Here is a 23,748-nt window from a genome sequence, read left to right as displayed (position 1 = left end):
TTGAGCAAGTATTAAGATTAATTGGTATAAGGTTAACCTAAACATTCTCCCTTCATTACAATCACGCCACTATGCAGTTGCACTGCGTAGCTTGAATTAGACTATCCAATAAGGAATTGTTAATGAAAAAGATGTCTCTTACCGCCCTCTTCATTTCTTCACTCGCACTTAGTGGTCAAGCAATTGCTGACGATTTTATGATCACGAAAGAAAAACAACCTAGTCGGATGCTAGTATTAAGCTCAGCAGGCGGTCTTTCGACTACAGAGTTTTCTGTATTAAACATCGATTTAAGTGATATCCCATATGGAAGTAAAACGGGTACTATCACTGGAGTTAGCTATACTTCAGCGGGTTACGCCGATCCTGGCAATGAAACGGTGGAGCTTTGTTTCAGTCGTGCATACAGCACGGCACCTTTCAAGTGTATTGAAATTAATCCTAACGATTAAGGGAATACAACTACGTTTAATGGTGAGGCATTTAAAGCGGGTATTTCAGCCTCTATCGTTCATAGAGTAGAAGCCACAGGCAACTTCCATTATGCAGAGCCAAGTCGAAAAGAAAGCATTACTTTCCACTACAGCACTTATTAAAACGATTTAGCTAGTTTAGAGATAATGTAGGAGTCTCTTTGGACTCCTACATGTTAACCAAGCAAACGCTTAGTTATTAACCCAATAGTTCACCTAACTGCTTGCTTACCGCATCAACAGCTTGTGTACCATCTAGTTTGTGATATTGCGTGTTACCAGCATCCGCTTCCGCACTATAGTAATCTACTAGAGGTTTTGTCTGCTCATGGTAAATCGCTAGACGTTTACGTACTGTCTCTTCAGTGTCGTCATCACGAATGATTAGGTCTTCACCCGTTACGTCATCTTTGCCTTCTACTTTAGGCGGGTTGTAAACGATGTGGTAAACACGACCAGAACCTGGGTGTACACGACGACCGCTCATACGCTCAACAATGATCTCATCTGCCACGTCAAATTCGATAACATGGTCAACTTTGATGCCATTTTCTTTCATAGCATCTGCTTGTGGAATTGTGCGTGGGAAGCCATCAAGCAAGAAGCCATTTGCACAATCTTCTTTTGCGATGCGCTCTTTTACCAAGCCGATAATGATTTCATCAGATACTAGTTGACCTGCATCCATGACTTTTTTCGCTTCAAGACCCAACGGAGTCCCTTCTTTGATAGCTGCACGTAACATGTCGCCTGTCGAGATCTGAGGGATCCCATATTTGTCCATTAGAAATTGAGCTTGAGTACCTTTACCTGCACCCGGCGCGCCTAGCAAGATGATGCGCATAATTGAATCCTCGTTTGGAGTTATTGGTGTTTGTGTGGTGAATTTTTCCATATACGGTGCCGATCCTCAAGGAACTTATACTAATTGATAAGGAAGAATGGCAATTTTTCCGTCAAAAACAAAAAAGCTCCGCGATCTGCAGAGCTTTTGGTCAGAAATTAATCCTGATTATAAAAATGCACCTAGTGCTTTAACTTGGTCTAGCATGCGGCAAGAGAAGCCCCATTCGTTATCATACCAAGCCATCACTTTTACCAGCTTTCCATCTACTTTGGTTTGTGTTGAGTCAAACACTGAAGAAGCTGGATTGTGGTTGAAATCGATAGAAACCAAAGGTAATTCATTGTACTCAAGGATTGCACTCATCGCGCCCTCAGCGGCCGCTTTGATTGCTGCATTCACTTCTTCTTTTGAAGTGTCACGCTTGGCAACAAACGTTAAATCAACCAGTGATACGTTGATGGTTGGCACACGAACCGCCATACCATCTAGTTTGCCAGCAAGTTCAGGAAGCACTAAGCCAACCGCTTTTGCCGCGCCCGTTTTCGTCGGGATCATCGACTGAGTGGCACTACGCGCACGATATAAATCAGGGTGGTAAACGTCTGATAGATTCTGATCGTTGGTGTAGGCATGAATGGTTGTCATGCTACCTTGCTCAATACCAATAGTATCATTCAATACTTTTGCAATAGGCGCAAGACAGTTTGTGGTACAAGATGCGTTAGAGATAATGGTTGATTCAGCATTTAGCACTTCGCTGTTAACGCCATGAACAACCGTTGCATCCATATCTGTGCCCGGCGCAGATACAATCACTTTTTTCGCACCAGCTTCAATGTGTTTAGCCGCAGCTTCGCGAGAAGTGAACAACCCTGTACATTCAAGCACGATATCAACGTTTAGCGCTTTCCAAGGAAGATTTGCAGGGTCACGCTCTTGCGTTAGCGTGATTTCGTCACCACCGATAACGAGTGTGTTGTCGTTAAGAACAACCTGCTCTTGAAAGCGACCATGTACAGAGTCAAATTGAGTCAAATGCGCGTTTACGTTTGCAGGTGCGAGATCGTTGATGGCAACGACTTTGATGTCTTTATTCTGACCTGACTCATACAGTGCACGAAGTACGTTACGACCGATACGTCCATAGCCATTAATTGCGATATTAATCATGATAACTGTCCCCTAATCTATTTTACTTCACTTGCTTGTTTCGCAAGCGCTTCAATGGCTTGCCAGTCTTTGTTTGCGATAAGTGCTTTATCAAGCATCCAAGTACCACCCACACATACCACATTGTCGAGTGCAAGATACTTAGGTGCAGTTGCCAACGAAATACCACCCGTTGGACAGAATTTTACTTGTGGAATTGGTCCGCCAATGGATTTAAGCATTGGTGCACCGCCTGCTGCTTCTGCTGGGAAAAACTTTAAGAATTCAAAACCATGACTTGCAAGCTTCATCACTTCGCTTGGCGTTGCAGCACCTGGAAGAAATGGAATACTTGACGACTTAGCCAGTTCCAATAATTCGTCATTAACACCTGGACTTACCATAAAGTCAGCGCCGGCTTCTACAGAGGCATTAAAGGTTGCCTTATCCACTACCGTACCAGTACCGACATAGGCGTCTGGTAAAGCCGCTTTAATGTCTTTTACCGCTTGCGCTGCCACCGGTGTACGAAGTGTCACTTCGAGTGCTTTTAAGCCACCATTAAACAATGCCGTAGCAAGCGGCACCGCGTCTTCGAGGTTATCAATAACGATAACCGGAACCACTGGTGCTGCTGACAATATCTCTTTAATACTCATGCTCACCCTCATTCCCACTGTTATTATTCTTCGATGCCAAATGAGCATGCGCCTTGATCTGCACTGCTCACTACGTGTCTAAATCCTGAGAATAGCTCTCGACCCGTACCAAATGTTTGCGATTGCGGTGAAAGCTGTAATTCGCGCTGTGCCATTTCTTCATCAGAGACGTGTAGCACTAATTCGCCTTTTGGTGCATTTAAGGTGATCAAATCACCTTCGTGTACTTTTGCAATTGCACCACCTTCAACCGCTTCCGGCGCAAGGTGGATCGCCGCAGGTACTTTACCAGACGCACCAGACATACGACCATCTGTCACAATCGCCACTTTAAAACCTTGGTCTTGTAATGTAGCCATGACAGGTGTCAGTTTATGTAACTCGGGCATACCTTTCGCTTTAGGGCCTTGCTCTTTAATCACAGCAATAAAGTCTTGGTTAAGCTTGCCAGCAGTAAAGGCTTCTTGTAATTCGCTTTGAGAGCTGAATACTTTCGCTGGTGCAGTCACCGTTTGGTGCTGCTCTTGTACCGCAGACACTTTAATCACCGCTTTACCTAAATTACCATTAAGTAGTTGCAAGCCGCCTTGCTTGTTAAATGGATTTGCTACTGGGCGAAGTACTTCTTCATCCAGTGAATTCTCAGGTACTGGTACCCACTTCACTTTGGCAGGGCCTTGGTTATCGCTGATGATCACATTGCTGTTGATATCCAATAGTGGTTCCATCGTGTAAGCATCAAGCCCTTCACCCACAATCGTTTTTACGTCATTGTGTAAGAAGCCGCCATCTCTTAATTCACGCATTAAGAAGCCCATGCCACCAGCCGCTTGGAAGTGGTTTACATCGGCATGACCATTTGGATAGATACGCGTTAATAACGGCACTACTTCAGACAAATCAGCCATATCTTTCCAAGTGATTTGAACGCCTGCCGCTTTTGCCATTGCGACTAAGTGAATGGCATGGTTGGTAGAACCACCAGTAGACAACAGACCGACCAAGCCATTGATCACAGTTTTTTCACTCACTATATCCGCAAGTGCATTACCGCTTTTACCGTCAAGTAGCTGAGTTAGCATGGTCTCAACCGCACTCGCCGTTAAGCCATCTCTTAATTCTGTGTATGGATTGATAAACGAGCTACCAGGTAAATGAAGACCCATGATCTCCATTAGCATTTGGTTCGAGTTCGCCGTACCGTAGAAAGTACAAGTACCTGCACTGTGGTATGAAGCACTCTCAGCTTCCAGTAACTCTTCGCGGCTGACTAAGCCCTGTGCAAACTTTTGACGAATACGTGCCTTTTCTTTGTTCGGGATCCCTGATTGCATTGGACCTGCTGGTAAAAAGAAAATGGGCAAATGGCCAAAAGACAAAGCACCGATTAATAATCCTGGGACGATTTTGTCACATACACCAAGACAGAAAACCCCATCGAAGACATCGTGTGATAATGCCACCGCTGTTGACATGGCAATGACGTCACGAGAGAACAAAGACAGCTCCATGCCATCGCGGCCTTGGGTAACCCCGTCACACATAGCAGGTACACCACCTGCTACTTGCGCAGTCGCGTCAAACTTGTTTGCCACTGCTTTAATTAAATCTGGATATTCTTTATAAGGTTCGTGCGCAGACAACATGTCATTGTACGAATTGATAATTGCTAGGTTTGGTTGCTCGTCTTCTTTTAGGCGAGCTTTATCACTGCTTGAGCAAGCAGCCATTACGTGTGCTAGGTTTCCACAGCCCAGTCCCGCTCGTACGCGCGTTTGTTTTTTTGCTTGTTGGATTCGAGCTAAATAGGCTTGACGTGTTGCTTTGCTTCGCTCAATGACGCGTTCGGTGACTTCCTGAATTCGTGGATGCAACATATTACTGACTCTCTAGTGTTAGAGGAAAAAGGCTCTGCACGATTACCAGCATTCGTGGTAATCCTTGTACAGAGCTGCTTTGATTTACCCGTTCAAAGGTACGCTATCAGGTTGTCTCTCACCCCAACCTGACACCGGTGTCACTATATTTACGCATAAAGCTGACACCGGTGTCAACCCTTCTTATAAATTTAGTCTAACTTTTTAAAATGACCAAATTATAACCACCGAAAATAAAAAGCCCAACGGCTAAGCGTTGGGCTTTGGGGCAAGTATAAAAATTGAAAAAGTTATGAATTCGAGCGCGCTTTCGTCGACTCTCGAGTGATGAGCTTAGCTTCTAAAACTTGCTGAAACGGTGCTTCTTGCGGCTGAGATATATGCTTAATCAGCTCTTCTACCGCTATCCGAGTCATTTCTTCCACAGGCTGTGCTATCGTCGTCAGACCCGGCCAAATATGCCTTGCGATAGGTGCGTTATCAAACCCAGCAATAGATAACTGCTCGGGCACTTTGATCTCTCGCTGCGTAGCAAGTTTTAACACTGCTGCAGCCATGTAGTCGTTTGATGCAAATACAGCCGTTGGTCTTGGCTCTAAGTCCAATATAGCTTTTGCACTGTCTGCACCTGAGTGATAACTAAAGTTACCTTCTGCAACTAACCGCTCTCGATATTCTATACCATGCTTTGCTAGTGCTTTTTGGTAACCAGAGAAACGATTTTCTGTGGCACTGTGATCAGGGTGACCTTTAATAAAGGCAATTTCGGTATGACCTAAATTGATCAGGTGCTCGGTTAACTCAAAAGCGCCCTGCTCGTCATTACTGCGAATTGAAATCGAATCATCGCCTTCAATGGCTGAAGCAACGCGTGCATAGGGAATATTACGCTGCTTTAGAAAAGCAATAAGCTCGTTGGAGTCTGAAAACGGCGGAGTAAGCACAATACCGTCAAGTCTCGATGTGGTAAGCAGCTGATCAACATTGTCGATAAGGTCTTGGCCGCGCAGTTCACAAGGATGTATCAATAAATTGTAACTATGTTTCTGACACGCTTCTAGCGCACCACTTTGCACTCGCGTGATATAGCTTTTTGATGGGTTGTCGTATAAACAACCGATGATAAAGCTACGATTTTGTGCCAAACCGCGTGCAATAGGGTTAGGCTTATAATTCAGCTCTTCAAAGACCTTCAGGACTTTTTCCCGCGTTGCTGGACTAACATTTGGCTCGTTATTTAATACCCGAGATACTGTCTTTTTAGACACTCCGGCATATTCGGCAACGCTATTAATAGTTACTTTTTTCATCGATTTTCCCTTAAGCCCGGCGTCGCTCATGAATACATGCTGCTGCACCAATCAGTGGGATATTATCTTGTACCACCAAAGTAACTGGAATTTGGCTCGTGTACTGTGACATCATGCCTTTTTCGGTAAAGCGCTCAACAAAGCTACTTGCTTGCAATCGCTCTTTCATCCTCGGCAAGATCCCACCACCTATATAAACACCACCTAAGGCACCAAAAGTTAGTGCTAAATCACCAGCCACACTACCCATCCAGTCACAGAAGTGACTCAATGTTGCATCGCACACTTTGCATTCTTTCGCGAGCGCACTGATCTGCGCCGCATTAAGATCTTTAGCTTGCTCACCACGCACTTCTGCCATGGCTTTGTAGAGTCTCGCAATACCTGGGCCTGAAAACACCGTCTCGACTGAGACATGTTGAATACTCGCGCGCAGTACCGTTAACAGCTCTTTATCTAAGGTAGTAACCGGTGCAAGTGAGATATGCCCTGCCTCACAGCTCATCACCGCGCTGCCGTTAATATCTCTAGCAAGACAAGCTGCACCAAATCCAGTGCCAGGACCCATTACGCCGATATTTGCACCTAGCTCAGGCTGACCTTGCTTAATCACTAGGTTTTTCTCTAGTGCTAAGTAGGGCGCCGCATAGGCAAAGGCAGCAAAGTCGTTGATCACGGCAAGTTCGGCAAAATCGAACTGAGCTTTGATGTCTTCGGAATTAAAATGCCAACCTAAATTAGTTAAATGAACTTGCTGAGATTTGATAGGACCGGCAACCGCGAGGCATGCTCTGCTTGGTTGCGCAACAGGTAGCTCAGTTAAATATTTTTGGATAGCGGATTCAAAAGACTGGAATTCAGCACTAGGAAAAGTGGCTTGATGCGTAATTACAAAATGGTTAGTGCGCGTATCAAAATCTGACACGATTGCAAATCTGGCGTTTGTTCCCCCGATGTCGGCAACGACAATCGGCTCAAACGGCACGGATGAATGGCTTGTTGTCTGGCTCATATTATTATCTCTTTATCACTGCGATTATGCTTGGGCTAACATCAGGGCTGCCAGCACACGTCCTGCAATTTATTGTCTCAACTCGCCAAAATTTGCACGCCTTGGCTTTTGCTCTTACCTGTTATTCTGTTAATTTGGTAAAAAAATGCTGCCCTTGGCATAGGGCAGCCAAATACGTTTTGACAACAAAATGATAAAACATCGACATTATGACACCGGTGTCAGACTGTATCAATAAAAATTTGCAAATTCGGTGAAATTGGTTGAAAAAAAAATTGAATGGCTGACAATGTCACTGTCTTAAGCGTTGAGAAGAACATGAAAGGTAAAGCAACTTCATTTGATATCGCCCATTATGCTGGCGTTTCGCAATCTACGGTGTCGCGCGCCCTAAGAAATAGCCCTTTGGTTAACGAAGAAACTCGTCGTCGCGTTCATGAGATTGCTAAAAAGCTTAACTATAAGGTCGATAAAAACGCGAGTAATCTGCGCACTCAGCAAAGTAGTACATTGGCTTTGCTGTTATTTGAAGACCCCACAGAAGACGAGTCGCAAATTAATCCTTTCTTTTTAAGTATGCTTGGCAGTATTACCCGAGCGTGCGCAAAAGAAGGCTATGACCTTTTAGTATCGTTCCAATCGACGAGCAGTGATTGGCATGCAGATTATGAGGATAGTCACCGTGCTGATGGGTTAATTTTACTTGGCTATGGTGATTACATCGATTACCAGTCAAAGTTACAAACTCTACTCGACAACCACACAAAGTTTGTTTGTTGGGGGGCAACGGTTGATAACCGTCCAGACCTAACTGTGAGCTGCGACAATTACGGTGGTGGTGTATTGGCTGCAAAGCATTTAATCGACATGGTCAGAACAGATTGTGCGTTTATTGGCGATGCCTCGGATCACAGCCCGGAGTTTTTTGCGCGTTTTAAAGGCTTTAGAGACACCCTTAAAGCAAAAGGTATTGAGGTGAGCGACCGTAAGATGGCAAATGCGATTTCCACAGAAGACTCTGGGTATCATGCGACTCGCTCATTAATCGCCAACAATGTTAAATTTAACGCGCTTTTCGCAGCTAGCGATCTCATTGCTATTGGTGCGATTAAGGCGCTTCAAGAAGCAGGCGTTCGCGTGCCTCATGATGTGCATGTCGTTGGCTTTGATAACATTGCCGCGGCGGGTTATGTATCTCCCTCTTTAACTACTGTGCAGCAAAACACCACATTGGCAGGACAAATGCTGGTCGATAACTTACTTACGCTTATCCGAGGTGAAGCGGTAGCCTCTACCCTCTTGCCGCCCAAGCTTATTGTTAGACAATCTTCGCGATAGCTAGGGCCTGTTTGACCTTTGCTGTTTGATTTTTGTTCTCCTGAGTGTGTTTTGGTCGCGACGCTCGACTTGCCGCCTAGTAATCTAGGCAAAAGTTGAGCAACAATGAACAAAGCGCACTCAGGTGAACCCAAAGGGCAGCGCTTTATTGGCATTTCTACTGTGTTATCGCCTGACTCACATAGAACAACTATGCTACGCAGGCTCTGCCTTGTATAAATACCAATCAAACTGCTGCAAAAACAAACTTGAAAGATAAACAGGCCCTAGATCTTCAGCGGAATCGAATAAAAAATGCCGAACTCATCTTCGGCATTTTTTATGTGCTTACTTACTGTTTGTTATTTCAGTTTACTTTCTACAATTGGGTAGTGATCCCATACTTGCTTTTCATTAAGAGAGCGCACTAACTTTACGTATTCAGCATGTGTCCAAGCCAAAGGCGTCGCCGAGTTCGTTCCTTCGCCAAGTTCATAGCCAAAGGTATTTTTACCCACACCATCCCATACTTGCTCAGGTAACATCATGCCTTCATTAGCAAAGTGCTCCATCCCCTTCACATAAGTATTTTGTATTTCGCTCTGTTCATCCGCACTTAACTCACCATCGAGCAGCGCCAGCGCAATATCATAGTGACCACGCTCTCCGGTAAAGAAAGGCCACACTCGGCCGCGTTGACCATCGGTATTCTGACCATTTTCGGCATAATTGATACCACGCTTCTCATCTTCACCATAACCGTCATTACCGTAACGGCGGTACCCCGGATAACTATTAACATCGCCATCAAATTTAAAGCTATATTTTACTCTTAAGTTTTCAGCTATCGACTCATCATCGTATTCGGGTATGGTAGCCACGATGCTCGGTGCGTCAGCCCCTCTAACCCCGTAACGCACGAGTTCTAAAAAGCCACCGTCGATGATCTGCTTCTTATCCATTCCGTTACGGCCATTATTGGCATTTAGAGTCGTACTGGAATTAGGATCTTCGTCTTGTCCAATACGGAAGAAATATTGACCGTCACTGTGTTTGCTTTGCAGACTCCCTTTGGTTGTGAACATGAATGACTCAACGTCACGATTGTACTGCTGCGCCGTCGCAAGGAATTTCTCTTGTCCCGCTTTATCACCGGCCAATTTAGCAATGTCGCTCGCCGTCACCAGGCCTGCAATGATTGCCGCGGTAGTCGATGGTGAATAGCCATTTTGCTCTTCCCAACGCTCTTGTTGCGTCGCAGGCGGTGTGATTTGCGTGTCATTCCACAATATTTTAGCCAGTCCCCCTTCAACTAAGAAGTTAGCCGCAGGCTTTAACATCTTATTGTACCAATAAACCAGTCTATCATCGCTTAGCACCCCCGCTTGCCACAGTTTCCATGCCAGCATAATCGGCATTGCCGTTTGGTCAAGTTGTACACCAACCCACTCAAGCTCGCCATCTACATGCGTTTTTTGTAAGAACCAGCCGGTATCGCCATGGTTACCCGGTGTTTTATCCGTAACTTGCACTTTTTCTAGATACTCAAAAGCAGTGAGTGCTGTTTGTGTATCTCCCATCGCCAAAAATGCCATCGCCACTTGATAAAAATCACGCACCCATACTGCTTTATAGCCGGTATGCCCTTGCTCTGCTGGCACCGTGTCCCCCCACGGATTTGACAACGATGCTATCAGCGCACCGGCATGGGTTTTATCTTCTTGCGCCTTAAGCACAAGCGCACTGGTGTAAAGTAACTTGCCGTTGTCTGCGGTATTTGCCGTCATGGACTTTAGTGGCGCTAAACTTTCGAGATAATCTTGCCAGCCAGTCGCTTCGCCTTGGCCATTATAATCAGCCAGTACCTTATCGTAACCTTTGGCTAATGTGGCTGCCCCCTCAGCAAAGCTTTGCTGCTGGGAATGACCAAAACTCAAGGTAAGGTCAAAGGTGCTGCTGTCCTTTACTTGTCCTAGGTTTGCCAACCAGTTAACGTTGCCACTCTCTTTGCCTGTAGACGCATAAGCTTGCGCTATATGTCCTGTAGACTCAAGTGCCGCTAAATTATCGCTGGTGCCAGTAAAACCGACAGATGCTTCAACAAAGCCGGTTTTGCTCTGCAAAGAGAGATAGTTCTTACCTTCCCATGCTAACAGACCTTGCTCTGTCACTTTCGCAAAATCGTTTAAGCCATTGTTATTCACGTATGGGTTAACGTTCACAAAAGCCTGTACATCTTTGAGATCAGTATCTACTTTTGCTCGAACAAACAAAGTTTGTCCATCTGGATCTGTAAAAATGTGCTTTTCAAGGGTAAAGCGACCTTGTTTGTCCGTGCTTAAAATTTTGTAAGCCAGCGATAACGGTCGTCCACTGGCATCTTTATAAAGATAGTCAATCGTGACATCTAGGGCGTCAGTATCAGATTCTTTCACTGCAAAGCCGTCACCCACGATGATAAATTGCATGTCTTTGATCTGCGCTTGGTGAATAAGTCCAAACATGGTCTCTGTGATCATCCCTTTTGCAACAGAAAACCATACCTTTGAAACTGCTTTAGTAGCCGCAGAATCGCTGTACTTGCCGTCTTTGTACGCTTCGTACGACGTACCAATCCCCGTTTTTCCAGAGTATGACCAATAAGGTTTAACGCCAGGTGCACCTGGTGCCGTCAGGGTTTCATTGCCAGATTGCTGTGATCCGCAACCCATGAGGCCAGCACTTACCAAGGCAAGTGCGATTGTCGATAATTTAATCATCTTGTTCTCCTTATTGAGCCTTTATTGTGACTCTTGAAACAGCTAATGCAGCGAGTAAAAATGACACGCCTCCGATGACGAGTGCGAATATCGGTTGGTTATCAAAACCATGACGTAGAATTAGACCTAGAATACTGGCGGCGAGTAATTGTGGGATCACGATAAAAAAGTTAAAGATCCCCATAAATACACCCATTTTGTTGCTTGGCAGAGCGTTACTTAACATCGCGTAAGGTAATGACAAAATAGATGCCCAAGCAAAGCCAATGCCCACCATTGGCAACCAAAGTAATGTAGGGTCACCGATAAATTTGAAGCTAATTAAAGACACTGCGCCAAAAAGCAAGTTAGCTGCATGTGCCCCTTTGAGACCAATGTGCTTAACCGTGAATGGGATCACCATCGCAGCAATAGCAGCAAAGCCATTGTAAGCTGCAAATAACACCCCGACCCAATCAGCACCGTCGTTATAAAGCTTGCTCGTTACATCTGACGTACCATAGTGATAGCTCGTCACCGCTGAGGTGGTGTAGATCCACATGGCAAATAGCGAAAACCAGCTAAAAAACTGCACCACAGCAAGCTGCTGCATGGTCTTTGGCATCGTAAATAGGTCAAAAATAACATGATAAAAACCATTACTTACACGCTGTTTTTGCTGCATCACATGCGCAATGACAAATACAATTGCAAAAGCGATAAGCAGCCCACTGAGCAAATACAGCTCTTTTTCAAGGTCAAGAAGTGCAACGGCAAACAACACAATACCGCCAATTAAACCGCTCACCGCACTGCCTTTTAAAAAGTTCACAGGTAAGTCTGACAGTGTTGCGCTTTGCGTATTCATTTGCGCTTGTTCAAAGGCTGCGAGTTGCTCAGGGCTATATTCTTTCGTTTTTAGAATCGTCCACAATACTGAGATGAACAAGATAGCTCCCCCCCAGTAAAATGCGTATTTTACCGAGTCGGGAATTTGTCCAGCAGGAGCTGTGTTACTCACCTCAAACCAATTGGTCATCATCCAAGGCAGCGCAGACGCGACCACGGCACCAACACCAATGAAAAAGCTCTGCATCGCATAACCTGTTGCACGTTGCTTTTCATTCAGATTATCACCTACTAATGCTCTAAACGGCTCCATCGTGACGTTGATAGACGCATCCATTATCCACAGCATACCCGCCGCAATCCAAAGCGTTGGAGAATTTGGCATGATGAAAAGCGATAGCGTGGTGAGAATAGCTCCCCACAAAAAAAATGGTCTTCTACGCCCAAGTTTTCCCCATGTCCTATCACTCCAGTAGCCGATAATTGGCTGCACGATTAAACCCGTTAAGGGCGCTGCAACCCACAATATGGGGATGTCGTCGACCTTGGCACCGAGGGTTTGAAAAATACGACTCACATTGCCGTTTTGCAGTGCAAAACCAAATTGGATCCCAAGAAACCCAAAGCACATATTCCATATCTGCCAAAAACTGAGTTGTGGTTTTTGTTGTTCTTGTTGCATAGGTTACTTCTCTAATTGATAAACCGCGCTGGCAAGCGGCGCTAGCGTGATCGTTGCGTTGACATGCTCGCCATCAGTTGTTGGTTGTAATTGTAAAGTCGGGTGTGACTCTAAAATATCGTTATAAGCACCATGCCAATCTTTAGGCAGATTTACGGTGACTGTTTGTTCTTGTTCTGAATTAAAGTTGCTCACGACCAACAGCTTTTGTTGACCTAATTTACGGCCAAATGCCATGACTGTTTCAGCATTGCTTGGCATCTCAACACTCAGGGTGACTTGCTCGTATTCACCAGCCGCAATCGCCGGCTGCTTTGCAAGATGGAGTAATTTGACGTAGTAATTACGAAGCGCCTTTTGCTCACCTGAAAGTAGCGCGCCATCAAATTTCCCGTCATTCATCCATTTTTGATGTTCGGGTACACCAATATAGTCAAAGATACTGGTTCTGCTTGGACTGCCGAACCCCGCCTGCTCAGAACCGTCTTCACCTAATGTTTGTCCAAAATAGATCATTGATGGCGCTGTGCTTATCAGGTGACTGACCACCATAGCGGGTTTACCTTTTAGCGGATCGCCTACAAATTCAGGGCTTGCGATACGCTGCTCATCATGGTTTTCTAAAAAGTGCAACATATGTGGGGCAATATCGGCTACCGATTGATGAATATCCAACACGGCTTGGGCACTACCTTTGCCTTGCATTAACGCCTTCAACGTGTCGTAAAAACCCACTTTGTCGTAGAGGTAATCCATCTTCCCTTGTTTGATATACGGGCGATATAAAGTGGGGTTATAGACTTCTGCAAGCAAGAAAGCTTCAGGATTTTTTGTTTTAATCGACGAGTTTAAGAAGCTCCAAAACTCTACTGGCACCATTTCCGCCATATCGTAACGGAAACCGTCTACGCCCTTTTCTAACCAAAAGTGCGTAATGGCTTGAAATTTGTACCAACTATCAGGCAATTGCTTGTGTTGCCAAAATTCAAAATGTGCACGGTAATCTTGCTGAGCATAGTCATCTGGCAAGCGGTCGAAATCGTAGCTACCGTCAGGCTTCACACCGTAATTCACTTTGACGGTTTCATACCAATCATTAATATCAGGCTTTGCCGCACGAGCACCGTTACCGGTCCACTTTGCTGGATTTTCTGCAAATTTTCCATCCGCCAATGGATGAGATCCACCACCTAACACCTGATAGCTTTCACTCGTTGGTACTGTAAACTCCTCACCAACCACATAATAAAAATTATTGTCCCGAGCATATGCAACTTGCGTATCGTCATTCGCGCCAAAATCAACAGCTCCTTTAGGCGCACCGAGTGACTCATAGTTACGTGCGACATGGTTTGGCACAATATCAATGATCACTTTTAAGCCGGCGTCATGTGTGCGTTTGATTAAGGCTTCAAACTCAGCCAGTCGCGCAGAAGGATCGTTCGCAAGATCTGGGTTAACGTTGTAGTAATCTTTTATTGCATAGGGTGAACCCGCTCTGCCTTTTACAACATCAGGATCATCTTGGCTGATCCCATACTTACTATAATCCGTCACTACTGCGTGATGGAGCACGCCGGTATACCAAACATGGGTCACGCCCATTGCCTTGATTTGTTGTAATGCCGTAGGAGTAAAATCAGAAAACTTACCTACGCCGTTTTCCTCTATTGTTCCCCAAGGTTTGTTCACCGTTTTGGTATTGCCAAAGAGCCTTGTGAAGACTTGATAAACAACGGGTTTGCTCACTGGCGCCACTTCCGATTGCAACGTCATGTGTTCGGTTTTTTTATCAACTGGCTTGGGGCCACAGCCGCTTAAACTTACTGCACCACCCAAAAGCGCTGACACAGCCAATAGTAGAGATTTATTTTTCATAGTGTTGTCACAATGCTGTTTTAAAAGAGTCTACTTGCGTCAACGAACGTACTGAACCCATTACATATGTATTCAGAGAGACCCTTAATTAGATTTTATTTATAACGATTAATACCAAGTTACTTGTGAACATTTGCCACAAAGCTTTCTAGCTCCATTCGGTGATCTTTGAAATTCAATCCACATCGTCTAATGAAGTCATTCACTTTTTCGATGCTATGTTGGTTTGCTAGGGCGTTGCCTGACTTAAGCTGAGCTTGTTCTGGGTAGATACCATAACCTGCCAATAAACAATGCCAGCTGACTGAAGGGTAATATTGCTCAACGTTTTGGCGAACTAATTCATCCGATAAGTTGTTACCAGAAACCCAAGTCTGTAAAATTTGATAGAGTGACCGCGATAAGTTGTTATTGTTGGCATTATCAAGCCAGTAGTTGGTGTCAGTGCGACTATTGACACGATAATGGGCGACGATGTAGTCTCGAATAGCCTGATATCGTTCGCTCAAAGCGCGGTTGTGTTTATCTCTGTTACCATCGGTAAAATCCGCATCTTGGTAGCACTCAATGAAACTTTGAACGGTTTCCTGGACTATATGCAAAGCGGTTGCTTCTAATGGCTCTATGAATCCCTGAGATAAACCAATCGCTATGCAGTTTTTACTCCAGTGCGCTTTAACTTGCCCGACTTTCATTTTTATATGCCGAGCTTCTACATCTGAGTCCAACAAACCCAAAGCAGCCCTTAGCTCGGTTTCGGCTTGATCCGCATTACAGTAACGCTGACTATAAACATAACCGTTACCGATACGGTTCGTTAGTGGAATGTGCCAAGACCACCCAAATTGACGCGCAACAGATTGTGTTTCGGAGCGAATAGTGTCAAGTTGCTTGGTAGGTATAACGACCGCAGCGTCGTTAAATAAATTGGACTCGAATGACTCAAAACCCACACCTAAAGTGTGTTGTAGCAGTAAACTTTTGAAGCCCGAGCAGTCAATAAAAATATCACCAGCGATTTCTGTACCATCAGACGTTATTAGTGCTGCAATATCACCATCAAGGTGTTTTCGAACGTCGGTAATTGTGGCATCAATGTGTTTTACATTAAACTCAGCCGCTTTGCGTGCCAACAACTGGCCAAGCAAAGCTGAGTCAAAGTGATAACCATAATTAATTTCGAATGGGAAGCTTTCTGCAGCAATTGGGGATTTATTTAAATCAGCCAAGTGAGTCGCTAAAAAAAAGTGGTCTGGATGGCCCTCTACGTCAATCGCCTTACGCCGAACAAAGCTGTTATGAAAAAAAGCCGGTGCACTGTAGTCGTCAGGTTGTGCAGGAAATGGGTGGAAATAGCTAGAAAACCCAGGCTTTGTCGACCAACCTATAAACCGAATGCCATTTTTATAGGTCGCATTACAAGCCGGCATCCACTCGGCTTCCGAGATACCTAAATAGTCCATAAATCCTTTGAACTGCGGAGTAGACCCTTCACCAACACCAATAGTCCCGATGCTAGAAGATTCAACCACAGTGATTTCTATCGCTTTATCTGCCCAGCTTTTTGCCATCATATTTGCGGCCATCCAACCTGCAGTTCCACCACCTAAAATCACTATTTTCTGACTTTTCATCGCCTTCGCACCTTAAACCTATTAAAAACCACGTATTGAAAGTGAAACAAACATATCAATTTAGATAATTGATGATAACCACTCATTACACTGTGAGCGATTATAAAAAAGCCACCAAAGCAGGTGTTACTTTGGTGGCCATGGATGCTTGCGACTAATTAGAAGCTATAGTTAAACCCTAAATAATACTGGCGACCAAACTCTTTGTACTCACCAGTGGCAAGTGCAGTACCATAGTTAGTGGTATTTGGCTCATCAGTTAGGTTATTAACCTGTAAGACGGCTTCCAAACCATTCTCAAAGTTGTACGATGCCTGCCAATCAACCACGGTATATTCATCAGCCCAAGCTAGAGAAGAGCCACCTGGTGAAGCCCCTTCATACACATACTCATCACGGTAACGGATATTCAGGTGTGTTGTGAACGAGTCTATGTTCCAAAATACCGTCGCACTCCAAACATTTTTTGATAGACCAGGGAGTGGCAATTGCTGATCAGGGAAGTTACCACCGCCATCCACCGTTGTTTCGCTCTCGGTATATGAATAGTTAGCGTTAAAACCTAAGCCTGAAAAGACGCCCGATAAATTATCAAACATCGTGGTATAAGCAAGCTCAATACCTCTTATGTATCCACCTTGATCATTGTTCTGAGTCGTTTGGTATTGACCTGCAACGAACCCATCTGGTACCTCTAGGCCAATATCAGCCCAGTCAACTTCACCTTCTTGATAAGTGATACTTTCAATCAAAGATTCAATATCTTTCCAGAATATAGCGGCAACAAAAGCACCACCATCTTCAAAGTAACGCTCATAAGATAAATCAATTTGAGTCGCTCTAAACGGGTCTAAATTTGGATTACCTTTTGACCACACATTATAACGAGGACTAGTACCATCATTTGCAGTGTCAGCCCAAGACCCTGCACCACCTCTAAGCTGGTAGACAGGTGGACGGCCAATAACTTCTGCAGCTGCAAACCTAATTTGGTCTGTGTCACTCACTCTGAAATTGAGGTTTAGTGAAGGCAATGTGTCTGTATATTCAGGACCGTAATTAACATGGCGATAATCGGTTCTTTCAACGCCATTGTCATCGATAATTGAGTCACCAACTTCATCACCTTGGATCTGTTGAATACCTATCGATTTCGTATCAGTTCTTACTACTCGAACGCCAAAATTACCCGTCACTGGTATGTCGGCAATTTCGGTATCTATATTTGCCATAATATAACCGGCTAATACTTCTTCTCGAACAGCTCCACTTTCAATGAGCGTCCAATTGTGGCCCCAAGTTTGTTGCGCTTCATAATTACCCGGACCAAATACTTCATTAGCGATACCTTCAAGGTCTAATTCCAAGTATTGGAAGCCTCGAGTATCTCTAACCGAAACATATCCCGTCAAATCGTGAGGAATACACGGGTGGTTCTGATCATTAAATTCACAGCCTTTGTTCGTGACGATAGTGCCATCCGGTAACTGATAACCATTTTGACCTTCGCGTGCGCCCCATCTAAATGTAGAGCGTTGATCAGTAAATTCACGATCAGACCAACGCGCACCAACTTCAATCGAAGAAATAAAGCTGTTCTCAATAAAATATTTAAAATCAACTTTAACGCTATCTAACTCGTCTGTGTACTTGTGAGGGAATTGTTCCCAATCACCCAGTCGCATATTAGATAGGTCGGTATACCCGTTGCCAAGTGTTAACAGTGGTGAGTCTTTCTCTCTTTGTTCAAAAGAAAACGTTTGATTTCTTAATTCTTGCCAGGTGTTAACTAACGTTCCATCCTCCAGTGTAGAAGTACCGTATTCGTATGCATGCATTGAAGCAATCATATCTCTACGCGTTTTTTCCCCTTCACTATGAGCCCAGTCGAACTTTAATTCCCACGAATCTGTCGTGTATTGCAAGTTTAAGCCAAAGCTGTCGGTGGTTGAGTCCGTTGATTGGTCTTCAGAGCGCATCTCAACCCATGGGCCATTGGGATCCGTAATAGTTACATCCCCAGCGACTAGAAAACCATCTTTAACAACTGCATTATCAACCGTATACAACGAGTTAATATCTTTTGAAAACCCTTCAATATTTAAGCCGCTCTTTTTATCTTCCGACTCGAACTTAGAATGGAAATAATCAAACTGGACTTTAAACGCGTCTGTTGGTTGATATACTAGGGTGCTTAACAGTCCTAGTCTTTCATCACTGCCTTTGGCTGAGCGGTATTGAAAGCCATTAACTGAGCGCTCTTCAGTACCATTACCATCAAAATCTTGAGAGCGTGTAGGAGCATGCGCTGAAATATCAATTGCGTTATTTGGTTGATTTAGATACGCCCCACCAATAGCAAAACCAAGTGTCTCATTTAGGAATTTACCTCGATATGAAAAACTAATACGTTCGCCTGTTGAATCCGCGCCCACATCTGACGCAGCATCATTGTAGGAATATCTTACCGAAGAATTAAAATTATGTTCTTTTTCGGCATCGAGAGGGTTTGCCGTTTTAAGTTCAACCGTAGCCGCAACACCGCCTTCAATCAGCGATGCTTTTGGTGATTTATACACTGCGGCTTGATTAATTAATTCTGACGGATATTGGTCAAATGAAATCCAGCGACTACCTGCGGTATATCCACTAGTACTCGCCTGCTCACGTCCATTTAATGTGGTTTGAATAAAGTCGCCGTTCATCCCGCGAATATTAAGTTGTGAAGATTGCCCACTTGCTCTTACCGCGGTGATCCCAGGTAATCGGCTCAAGGAGTCAGCGATTGACACGTCAGGTAAAGAAGCTAAGTCTCCAGCATCAACTACTTCTGCAATGGTGTCGCTAAATCTTTTTTTATCGATTGAGGCGATGATACTGCGCGAGATACCTCGAACTTCGATCACCTCAACGTTATTTTCTTCATTATTAGCAGTGTTATCTTCAACAGGAGCAGCATGGCTCACACCCGCAGCAATCAGCGCAAGCGTTAGCATACTCGGTTTGAACTTAGACATAATGTTTTATCCCAATTAACCATATTATATTGTGCGATTTGTTCATCAGGCGTGCAAACTGATGAAAAAACAAACGAGCACAGTTGTTGTCAGTCAAATACTAGCGGCTGATTAAATTTGTAAACAACTTTATGCATACGTATTCAAAGCTAGTGCATTTCAACGAAATTTACAGGCTTTTTACAGGAATAAAACTCAACCTAATGATAAATATATACTTTTATTAGTTAAGGTCATAAGACCGACGGCATTTATTTACCTGCTTTAATTTCACTAAATCTTAACTTTCATGGGCTATTATTGTCGACTGAGCATTAAAATATCCTCAACATGTCATCACTAGCCATACCCAAGTTAAATTGGTCTTACCAAAAGTTCACTCTTACAAAGCTTTATTTGTCTGGTTCTTCCCTTTTAAAGGTCAATATTGGTAAATTTATTTTATAAAATAAAATTATGTAAATGACTTATCATAAATTTACCCAACAAAACCTGCATACGTATGCAGGTTTTTTACAGCCCCATGAGCATGACGTATTCTTTGGCAAAATTAGTGGTGAAAGTGCCCAGCATAGTATTTACTTGATACTCAGCACTGCCACAGAACAAATACGCACATAGTCTGGAGAAAGTGCATGGCAAATAATGAATGGTGGAAAGGCGCGGTTATCTATCAAATATATCCGCGTAGCTTTCAGGACAGTAATGCAGATGGTATTGGCGACTTACAGGGTATTATTCAGCGACTAGACTACATTAAATCGCTTGGTGTTGATGCAGTATGGATTTCACCATTTTTTAAATCGCCAATGAAAGACTTTGGCTATGATATTAGCGACTATCGCGATATAGATCCTATGTTTGGTACACTCGACGATTTTGACACGCTTATCAGCGAAGCACATAATCGTGATATTAAGATCATTATTGATCAGGTACTTAGTCATACCTCAAATCAACACCCTTGGTTTGTCGAAAGTCGTGAAGACAAAACAAACGACAAAGCAGATTGGTATGTATGGGCCGATGCCAATCCAGACGGCAGTCCACCAAACAATTGGCTATCCATTTTTGGTGGTGTTGCCTGGCAGTGGGAGCCTAGACGTTGCCAATATTACCTGCACAACTTTCTAACTGAGCAGCCGGATCTTAACTTTCATCACCCTGAAGTACGTAAAGCCGTACTAGATAACGTCGAATTTTGGCTTAAAAAAGGCGTTGATGGATTTAGACTAGATGCCATCAACTTCTGTTTTCACGACAAGCAGCTTAGGAATAATCCAGCTAAGCCTATTGAGCTTCGTCAAGGTCGTGGCTTTAGCGAAGACAACCCTTATGCTTTTCAGTACCATTATTACAACAATACGCAACCTGAAAACTTACTGTTCATGGAAGAGATCCGTGCCTTATTAGATAGATACCCAGGCACAGTTAGCTTGGGTGAGATAAGCTCAGAAGACTCTTTGCAAACAATGGCAGAGTACACGGCCGATGGTAACAAGCTACACATGGGTTATAGCTTTGAGCTCCTAACTAACGACTATAGTGCAAAGTACATCAGAGAAACGGTTTCTCGCCTAGAGTCAGTTATGACCGAAGGTTGGCCATGTTGGGCGTTTGCAAATCACGATGTAGAACGGGTAGCAAGTCGCTGGAGTACAGATGGCAAAGTAAACGATACACAGGTCAAAATGCTCACCGCCCTTCTCGGTTCATTGCGCGGTAGCGTCTGTATGTATCAAGGCGAAGAGCTAGGACTTGGCGAAGCCGCCGTTGCCTTCGAAGAGCTGCAGGACCCATATGGCATTACCTTTTGGCCAAACTTTAAAGGCCGTGATGGCTGTAGAACGCCACTTCCGTGGACGAAGGCAAAAACCAATGCTGGCTTCTCGGAGTCTAAGCCTTGGTTACCAGTTTCTGAAGCACATGCTCTACGAGCAGTAGACGAACAAGCAGTAGATAGCAATTCAACGCTCAGCTACTATCAAGCATTTTTACAGTGGCGAAATGCGCAACCTGCACTAAAAACAGGTGACATTGAGTTTATTGATACCCCAGAGCCCGTGTTAGCTTTTTACCGTAAAACACAAACCCAGACACTGCTGTGCGCATTCAACTTAGCAGCTACTCAACAAAGCGTGACACTTCCTGAAGTTGCATTAACGCAGTGTGACCTTAAGCACCTAAGTGGCACGGCAAGCGCAAATGTACTGACACTTGATGCATTTGGTTGCTACTTCGCCGAGATTTTATAATAGTTGGGTCTTTTTATTAAATAAGAGCGGTTAAGCCGCTCTTTTGTTATCTAACACTTTATCCATCTCACGCTGTAGTTGCGGCAGTTCCAGTGCTTTGAAATAAAGCCAACCTTGATGAACATTCACCCCTCGACTTTTGAGATAACGAGCTTGAGCTTGAGTTTCTACCCCTTCAGCAATCAGTTTTTTATCCAGCTTTCCCGCCATATCAATCACTGCCGATAAAACCGGGGATTGCAAAGTATCTAGGCCAATTGATGCAACAAAGCTCTGATCTATTTTCAGCAGGTCGATCGGAAAACTTTGTAAGTACTGCAAACCACTATACCCCGTGCCAAAGTCATCAATCGCGATTTCTATTCCAGCACGTTTGAGCTCGGTTAGTACCGTTTTCGTTTGAGCCTGCGTCAGCACATCACGTTCAGTTAATTCAATAGTTAATGAAGATATTTGGTTTTTTGCAGCAAGTAAGGCGTCGATATAGCGTTTAGAGCCCAGAAGTAAACCATTAACGTTAAAAGACACCTTAAAATCTGGCTGAGCGGCTAAGATGTCCGTCAAATCACGCACAGCGTTTTCGACTTGCGCTATCGAGATATCTAAAATAGTACCATCACGCTCAGCTTCAGGCACAAAGTAAGCGGGACCGAGCACTCCTTCAAGTGGGTGACGCCAACGAATGAGTACTTCCACGCCCACTATCGATGGCATCTGTGCATTCACGAGAGGTTGATACACATTAAATAACTCATCATTTGCCAATGCTCTTAATATTTGTGTTTTACTGCTTAGCTGGCGCTTGTCATAACTGATTAATAACAACGTGAGGCCAACCCAAGAGGCGCAATACAACACACTCCAAAGTACTAGCCACAACCAACCTAGGCTCACTAATTGCTCATCATTTTTTGCAATGATTAAGCTCATCTGCGGCAAACTCGGAATAGCTGCAATGTACGCAAACTTTACCTTTGCATCATCAAAGAGTCCTTCTACTGCGCGGCTATTAGCAGTTGGAAATAGTTTTTGGCGGATTGGCAAAGCGTATTTACCATTTAAAAAAACCGGCACACCCGTGCTATTGTCGACCAAGGCAGCAAAATCGGTATTATGATGAGCTGAGATATCAAGCATACTCTTTAGCCAATGATCCGGCATCAACACATTCACCTCATAACCATCGTCTCTCGTGCGCGCTAAAACAAAGGCTGGAAGTTCTAAATAGTCTGTAATGATTGGGCCATAGTATCTAAGCCCGGGCTTTTTTATTGGGGCGCTGGTATTCACAGGTGGAGTGAGTTGCCCAAAAGAATTGCAGACCAATTTCCCTTTACTATCTACGATCCCTATTTCGCTCATACCAGGGTTTTCAAAAACCAATCTACGCATGTAGTGTAGACTCTCAGGGTCGCAATTCGGAGAAAGGTGGATGGCATGTTTTAAGGTATCGTCTACAACGACAAACTCTTTGTTGATGTCAGATACAATCCGACTCGCTACAGTGACAAGGTTGGATTTAGCGGTCTCTTTTTGATGCACATAAGTGAAGGCAGCCACAATTGAAAATACAAAGCTGCAAGACAACCAAGCAATAAAGATATTCTTAAACAACTTGCTTAAGGAGTGTGCTCCTCGCATAAGCTCCTCACTCCACGGAACGCAAACAGGCGCAGAGTGTAGCTTGAATATGTGACAAAACTATTTCAATATAAAAAAAGCCTTGGTATCACCACCAAGGCTTTCTTATATTACAAGTTTTTGCTTGTGCCGACCTCAACACGGGTTTTTAACTTTTGGCCAGGCCTAAAAGTTACCACGCGTCGCGCAGAGATAGGAATATCTTCCCCAGTTTTTGGGTTCCTACCCGGGCGTTCCTTCTTGTCGCGAAGGTCAAAGTTACCAAACCCAGAGAGCTTCACTTGCTCGCCGTTTTCTAGCGCTGAGCGGATTTCTTCAAAAAACGCTTCAACTAAGTCTTTGGCATCTTTCTTATTGATCCCCAGTTTTTCAAATAGGTGTTCAGCTATGTCGGCTTTAGTAAGCGCCAT

16 protein-coding genes are annotated in these 23,748 nt (G+C 44.1%); 3 read left to right on the top strand and 13 right to left on the bottom strand.

The genetic code is table 11. From position 1 onward, the window contains the following. The first annotated feature begins 122 nt into the window (after positions 1–122). Positions 123–452: a hypothetical protein gene (locus JJQ94_RS12785; protein WP_236596603.1), complete on the top strand. Its 330-nt coding sequence runs from the start codon at positions 123–125 to the stop codon at positions 450–452. A gap of 220 nt (positions 453–672) precedes the next feature. Here the strand turns inward: JJQ94_RS12785 and adk are convergent, their stop codons facing one another. The 6 genes from adk to glk all read right to left on the bottom strand — a co-directional run bounded on the left by adk (position 673) and on the right by glk (position 7,327). Continuing rightward, the gene (gene adk / locus JJQ94_RS12780; protein WP_010378026.1) at positions 673–1,317 is read right to left on the bottom strand and encodes an adenylate kinase; all 645 of its coding nucleotides are present in this window, start codon (positions 1,315–1,317) and stop codon (positions 673–675) included. A 168-nt stretch (positions 1,318–1,485) separates the two neighbouring features. Beyond that, positions 1,486–2,490 (bottom strand): type I glyceraldehyde-3-phosphate dehydrogenase, encoded by a 1,005-nt coding sequence (gene gap, locus JJQ94_RS12775; RefSeq protein WP_010604051.1) that lies wholly within the window; start codon positions 2,488–2,490, stop codon positions 1,486–1,488. A gap of 17 nt (positions 2,491–2,507) precedes the next feature. Then, on the bottom strand, positions 2,508–3,128 hold the full coding sequence (locus JJQ94_RS12770) for a bifunctional 4-hydroxy-2-oxoglutarate aldolase/2-dehydro-3-deoxy-phosphogluconate aldolase (protein ID WP_010378022.1): 621 nt from the start codon (positions 3,126–3,128) through the stop codon (positions 2,508–2,510). A gap of 23 nt (positions 3,129–3,151) precedes the next feature. Beyond that, entirely contained in the window at positions 3,152–5,005 is a 1,854-nt protein-coding gene (gene edd / locus JJQ94_RS12765) for a phosphogluconate dehydratase (protein WP_017219245.1), read from the bottom strand. Positions 5,006–5,295: 290 nt separating this feature from the next. Next, positions 5,296–6,315, bottom strand: coding sequence for a LacI family DNA-binding transcriptional regulator (locus JJQ94_RS12760; protein ID WP_010378018.1), 1,020 nt, complete (start codon positions 6,313–6,315; stop codon positions 5,296–5,298). A gap of 10 nt (positions 6,316–6,325) precedes the next feature. Then, positions 6,326–7,327: a glucokinase gene (glk, locus tag JJQ94_RS12755; RefSeq protein WP_099030988.1), complete on the bottom strand. Its 1,002-nt coding sequence runs from the start codon at positions 7,325–7,327 to the stop codon at positions 6,326–6,328. A gap of 318 nt (positions 7,328–7,645) precedes the next feature. Between glk and JJQ94_RS12750 the strand changes: the two genes are divergently transcribed. Then, positions 7,646–8,665, top strand: a complete 1,020-nt coding sequence (locus tag JJQ94_RS12750; RefSeq protein WP_039495539.1) for a LacI family DNA-binding transcriptional regulator — start codon at positions 7,646–7,648, stop codon at positions 8,663–8,665. Positions 8,666–9,006: 341 nt separating this feature from the next. On the opposite strand, the gene JJQ94_RS12745 is transcribed toward JJQ94_RS12750, so the two are convergent. From JJQ94_RS12745 to JJQ94_RS12725, 5 genes are all read right to left on the bottom strand, one after another. After that, the gene (locus tag JJQ94_RS12745; RefSeq protein WP_099030989.1) at positions 9,007–11,403 is read right to left on the bottom strand and encodes a glycoside hydrolase family 15 protein; all 2,397 of its coding nucleotides are present in this window, start codon (positions 11,401–11,403) and stop codon (positions 9,007–9,009) included. Between the two features lie 10 nt (positions 11,404–11,413). Further along, positions 11,414–12,913, bottom strand: coding sequence for an MFS transporter (locus tag JJQ94_RS12740; protein WP_099030990.1), 1,500 nt, complete (start codon positions 12,911–12,913; stop codon positions 11,414–11,416). A gap of 3 nt (positions 12,914–12,916) precedes the next feature. Next, positions 12,917–14,791: an alpha-amylase family glycosyl hydrolase gene (locus JJQ94_RS12735; protein ID WP_099030991.1), complete on the bottom strand. Its 1,875-nt coding sequence runs from the start codon at positions 14,789–14,791 to the stop codon at positions 12,917–12,919. 119 nt (positions 14,792–14,910) lie between these two features. Beyond that, on the bottom strand, positions 14,911–16,425 hold the full coding sequence (locus JJQ94_RS12730) for a tryptophan halogenase family protein (RefSeq protein ID WP_099030992.1): 1,515 nt from the start codon (positions 16,423–16,425) through the stop codon (positions 14,911–14,913). Between the two features lie 158 nt (positions 16,426–16,583). Next, complete coding sequence (locus JJQ94_RS12725; protein WP_099030993.1) at positions 16,584–19,442, bottom strand: TonB-dependent receptor; 2,859 nt, start codon at positions 19,440–19,442, stop codon at positions 16,584–16,586. Positions 19,443–20,077: 635 nt separating this feature from the next. Here JJQ94_RS12725 and JJQ94_RS12720 point away from each other — a divergent pair. Beyond that, positions 20,078–21,697 carry an alpha-glucosidase family protein gene (locus JJQ94_RS12720; RefSeq protein WP_099030994.1) on the top strand — a complete coding sequence of 540 codons (1,620 nt, stop codon included), beginning with the start codon at positions 20,078–20,080 and terminating at the stop codon, positions 21,695–21,697. 30 nt (positions 21,698–21,727) lie between these two features. Here JJQ94_RS12720 and JJQ94_RS12715 read toward each other — a convergent pair whose 3' ends face one another. Both JJQ94_RS12715 and ihfA read right to left on the bottom strand, forming a co-directional pair. After that, a complete protein-coding gene (locus JJQ94_RS12715) occupies positions 21,728–23,338 on the bottom strand; it encodes an EAL domain-containing protein (RefSeq protein ID WP_099030995.1) in 1,611 nt (536 codons plus the stop codon). Positions 23,339–23,448: 110 nt separating this feature from the next. Beyond that, a complete protein-coding gene (gene ihfA / locus JJQ94_RS12710; RefSeq protein WP_010377997.1) occupies positions 23,449–23,748 on the bottom strand; it encodes an integration host factor subunit alpha in 300 nt (99 codons plus the stop codon).

It is taken from the genome of Pseudoalteromonas sp. GCY (assembly GCF_016695175.1).
Lineage (GTDB): Bacteria > Pseudomonadota > Gammaproteobacteria > Enterobacterales > Alteromonadaceae > Pseudoalteromonas.
The sequence above is the reverse complement of the archived record's forward strand: the minus strand, read 5'-3'. Positions and strand labels throughout refer to the sequence as shown.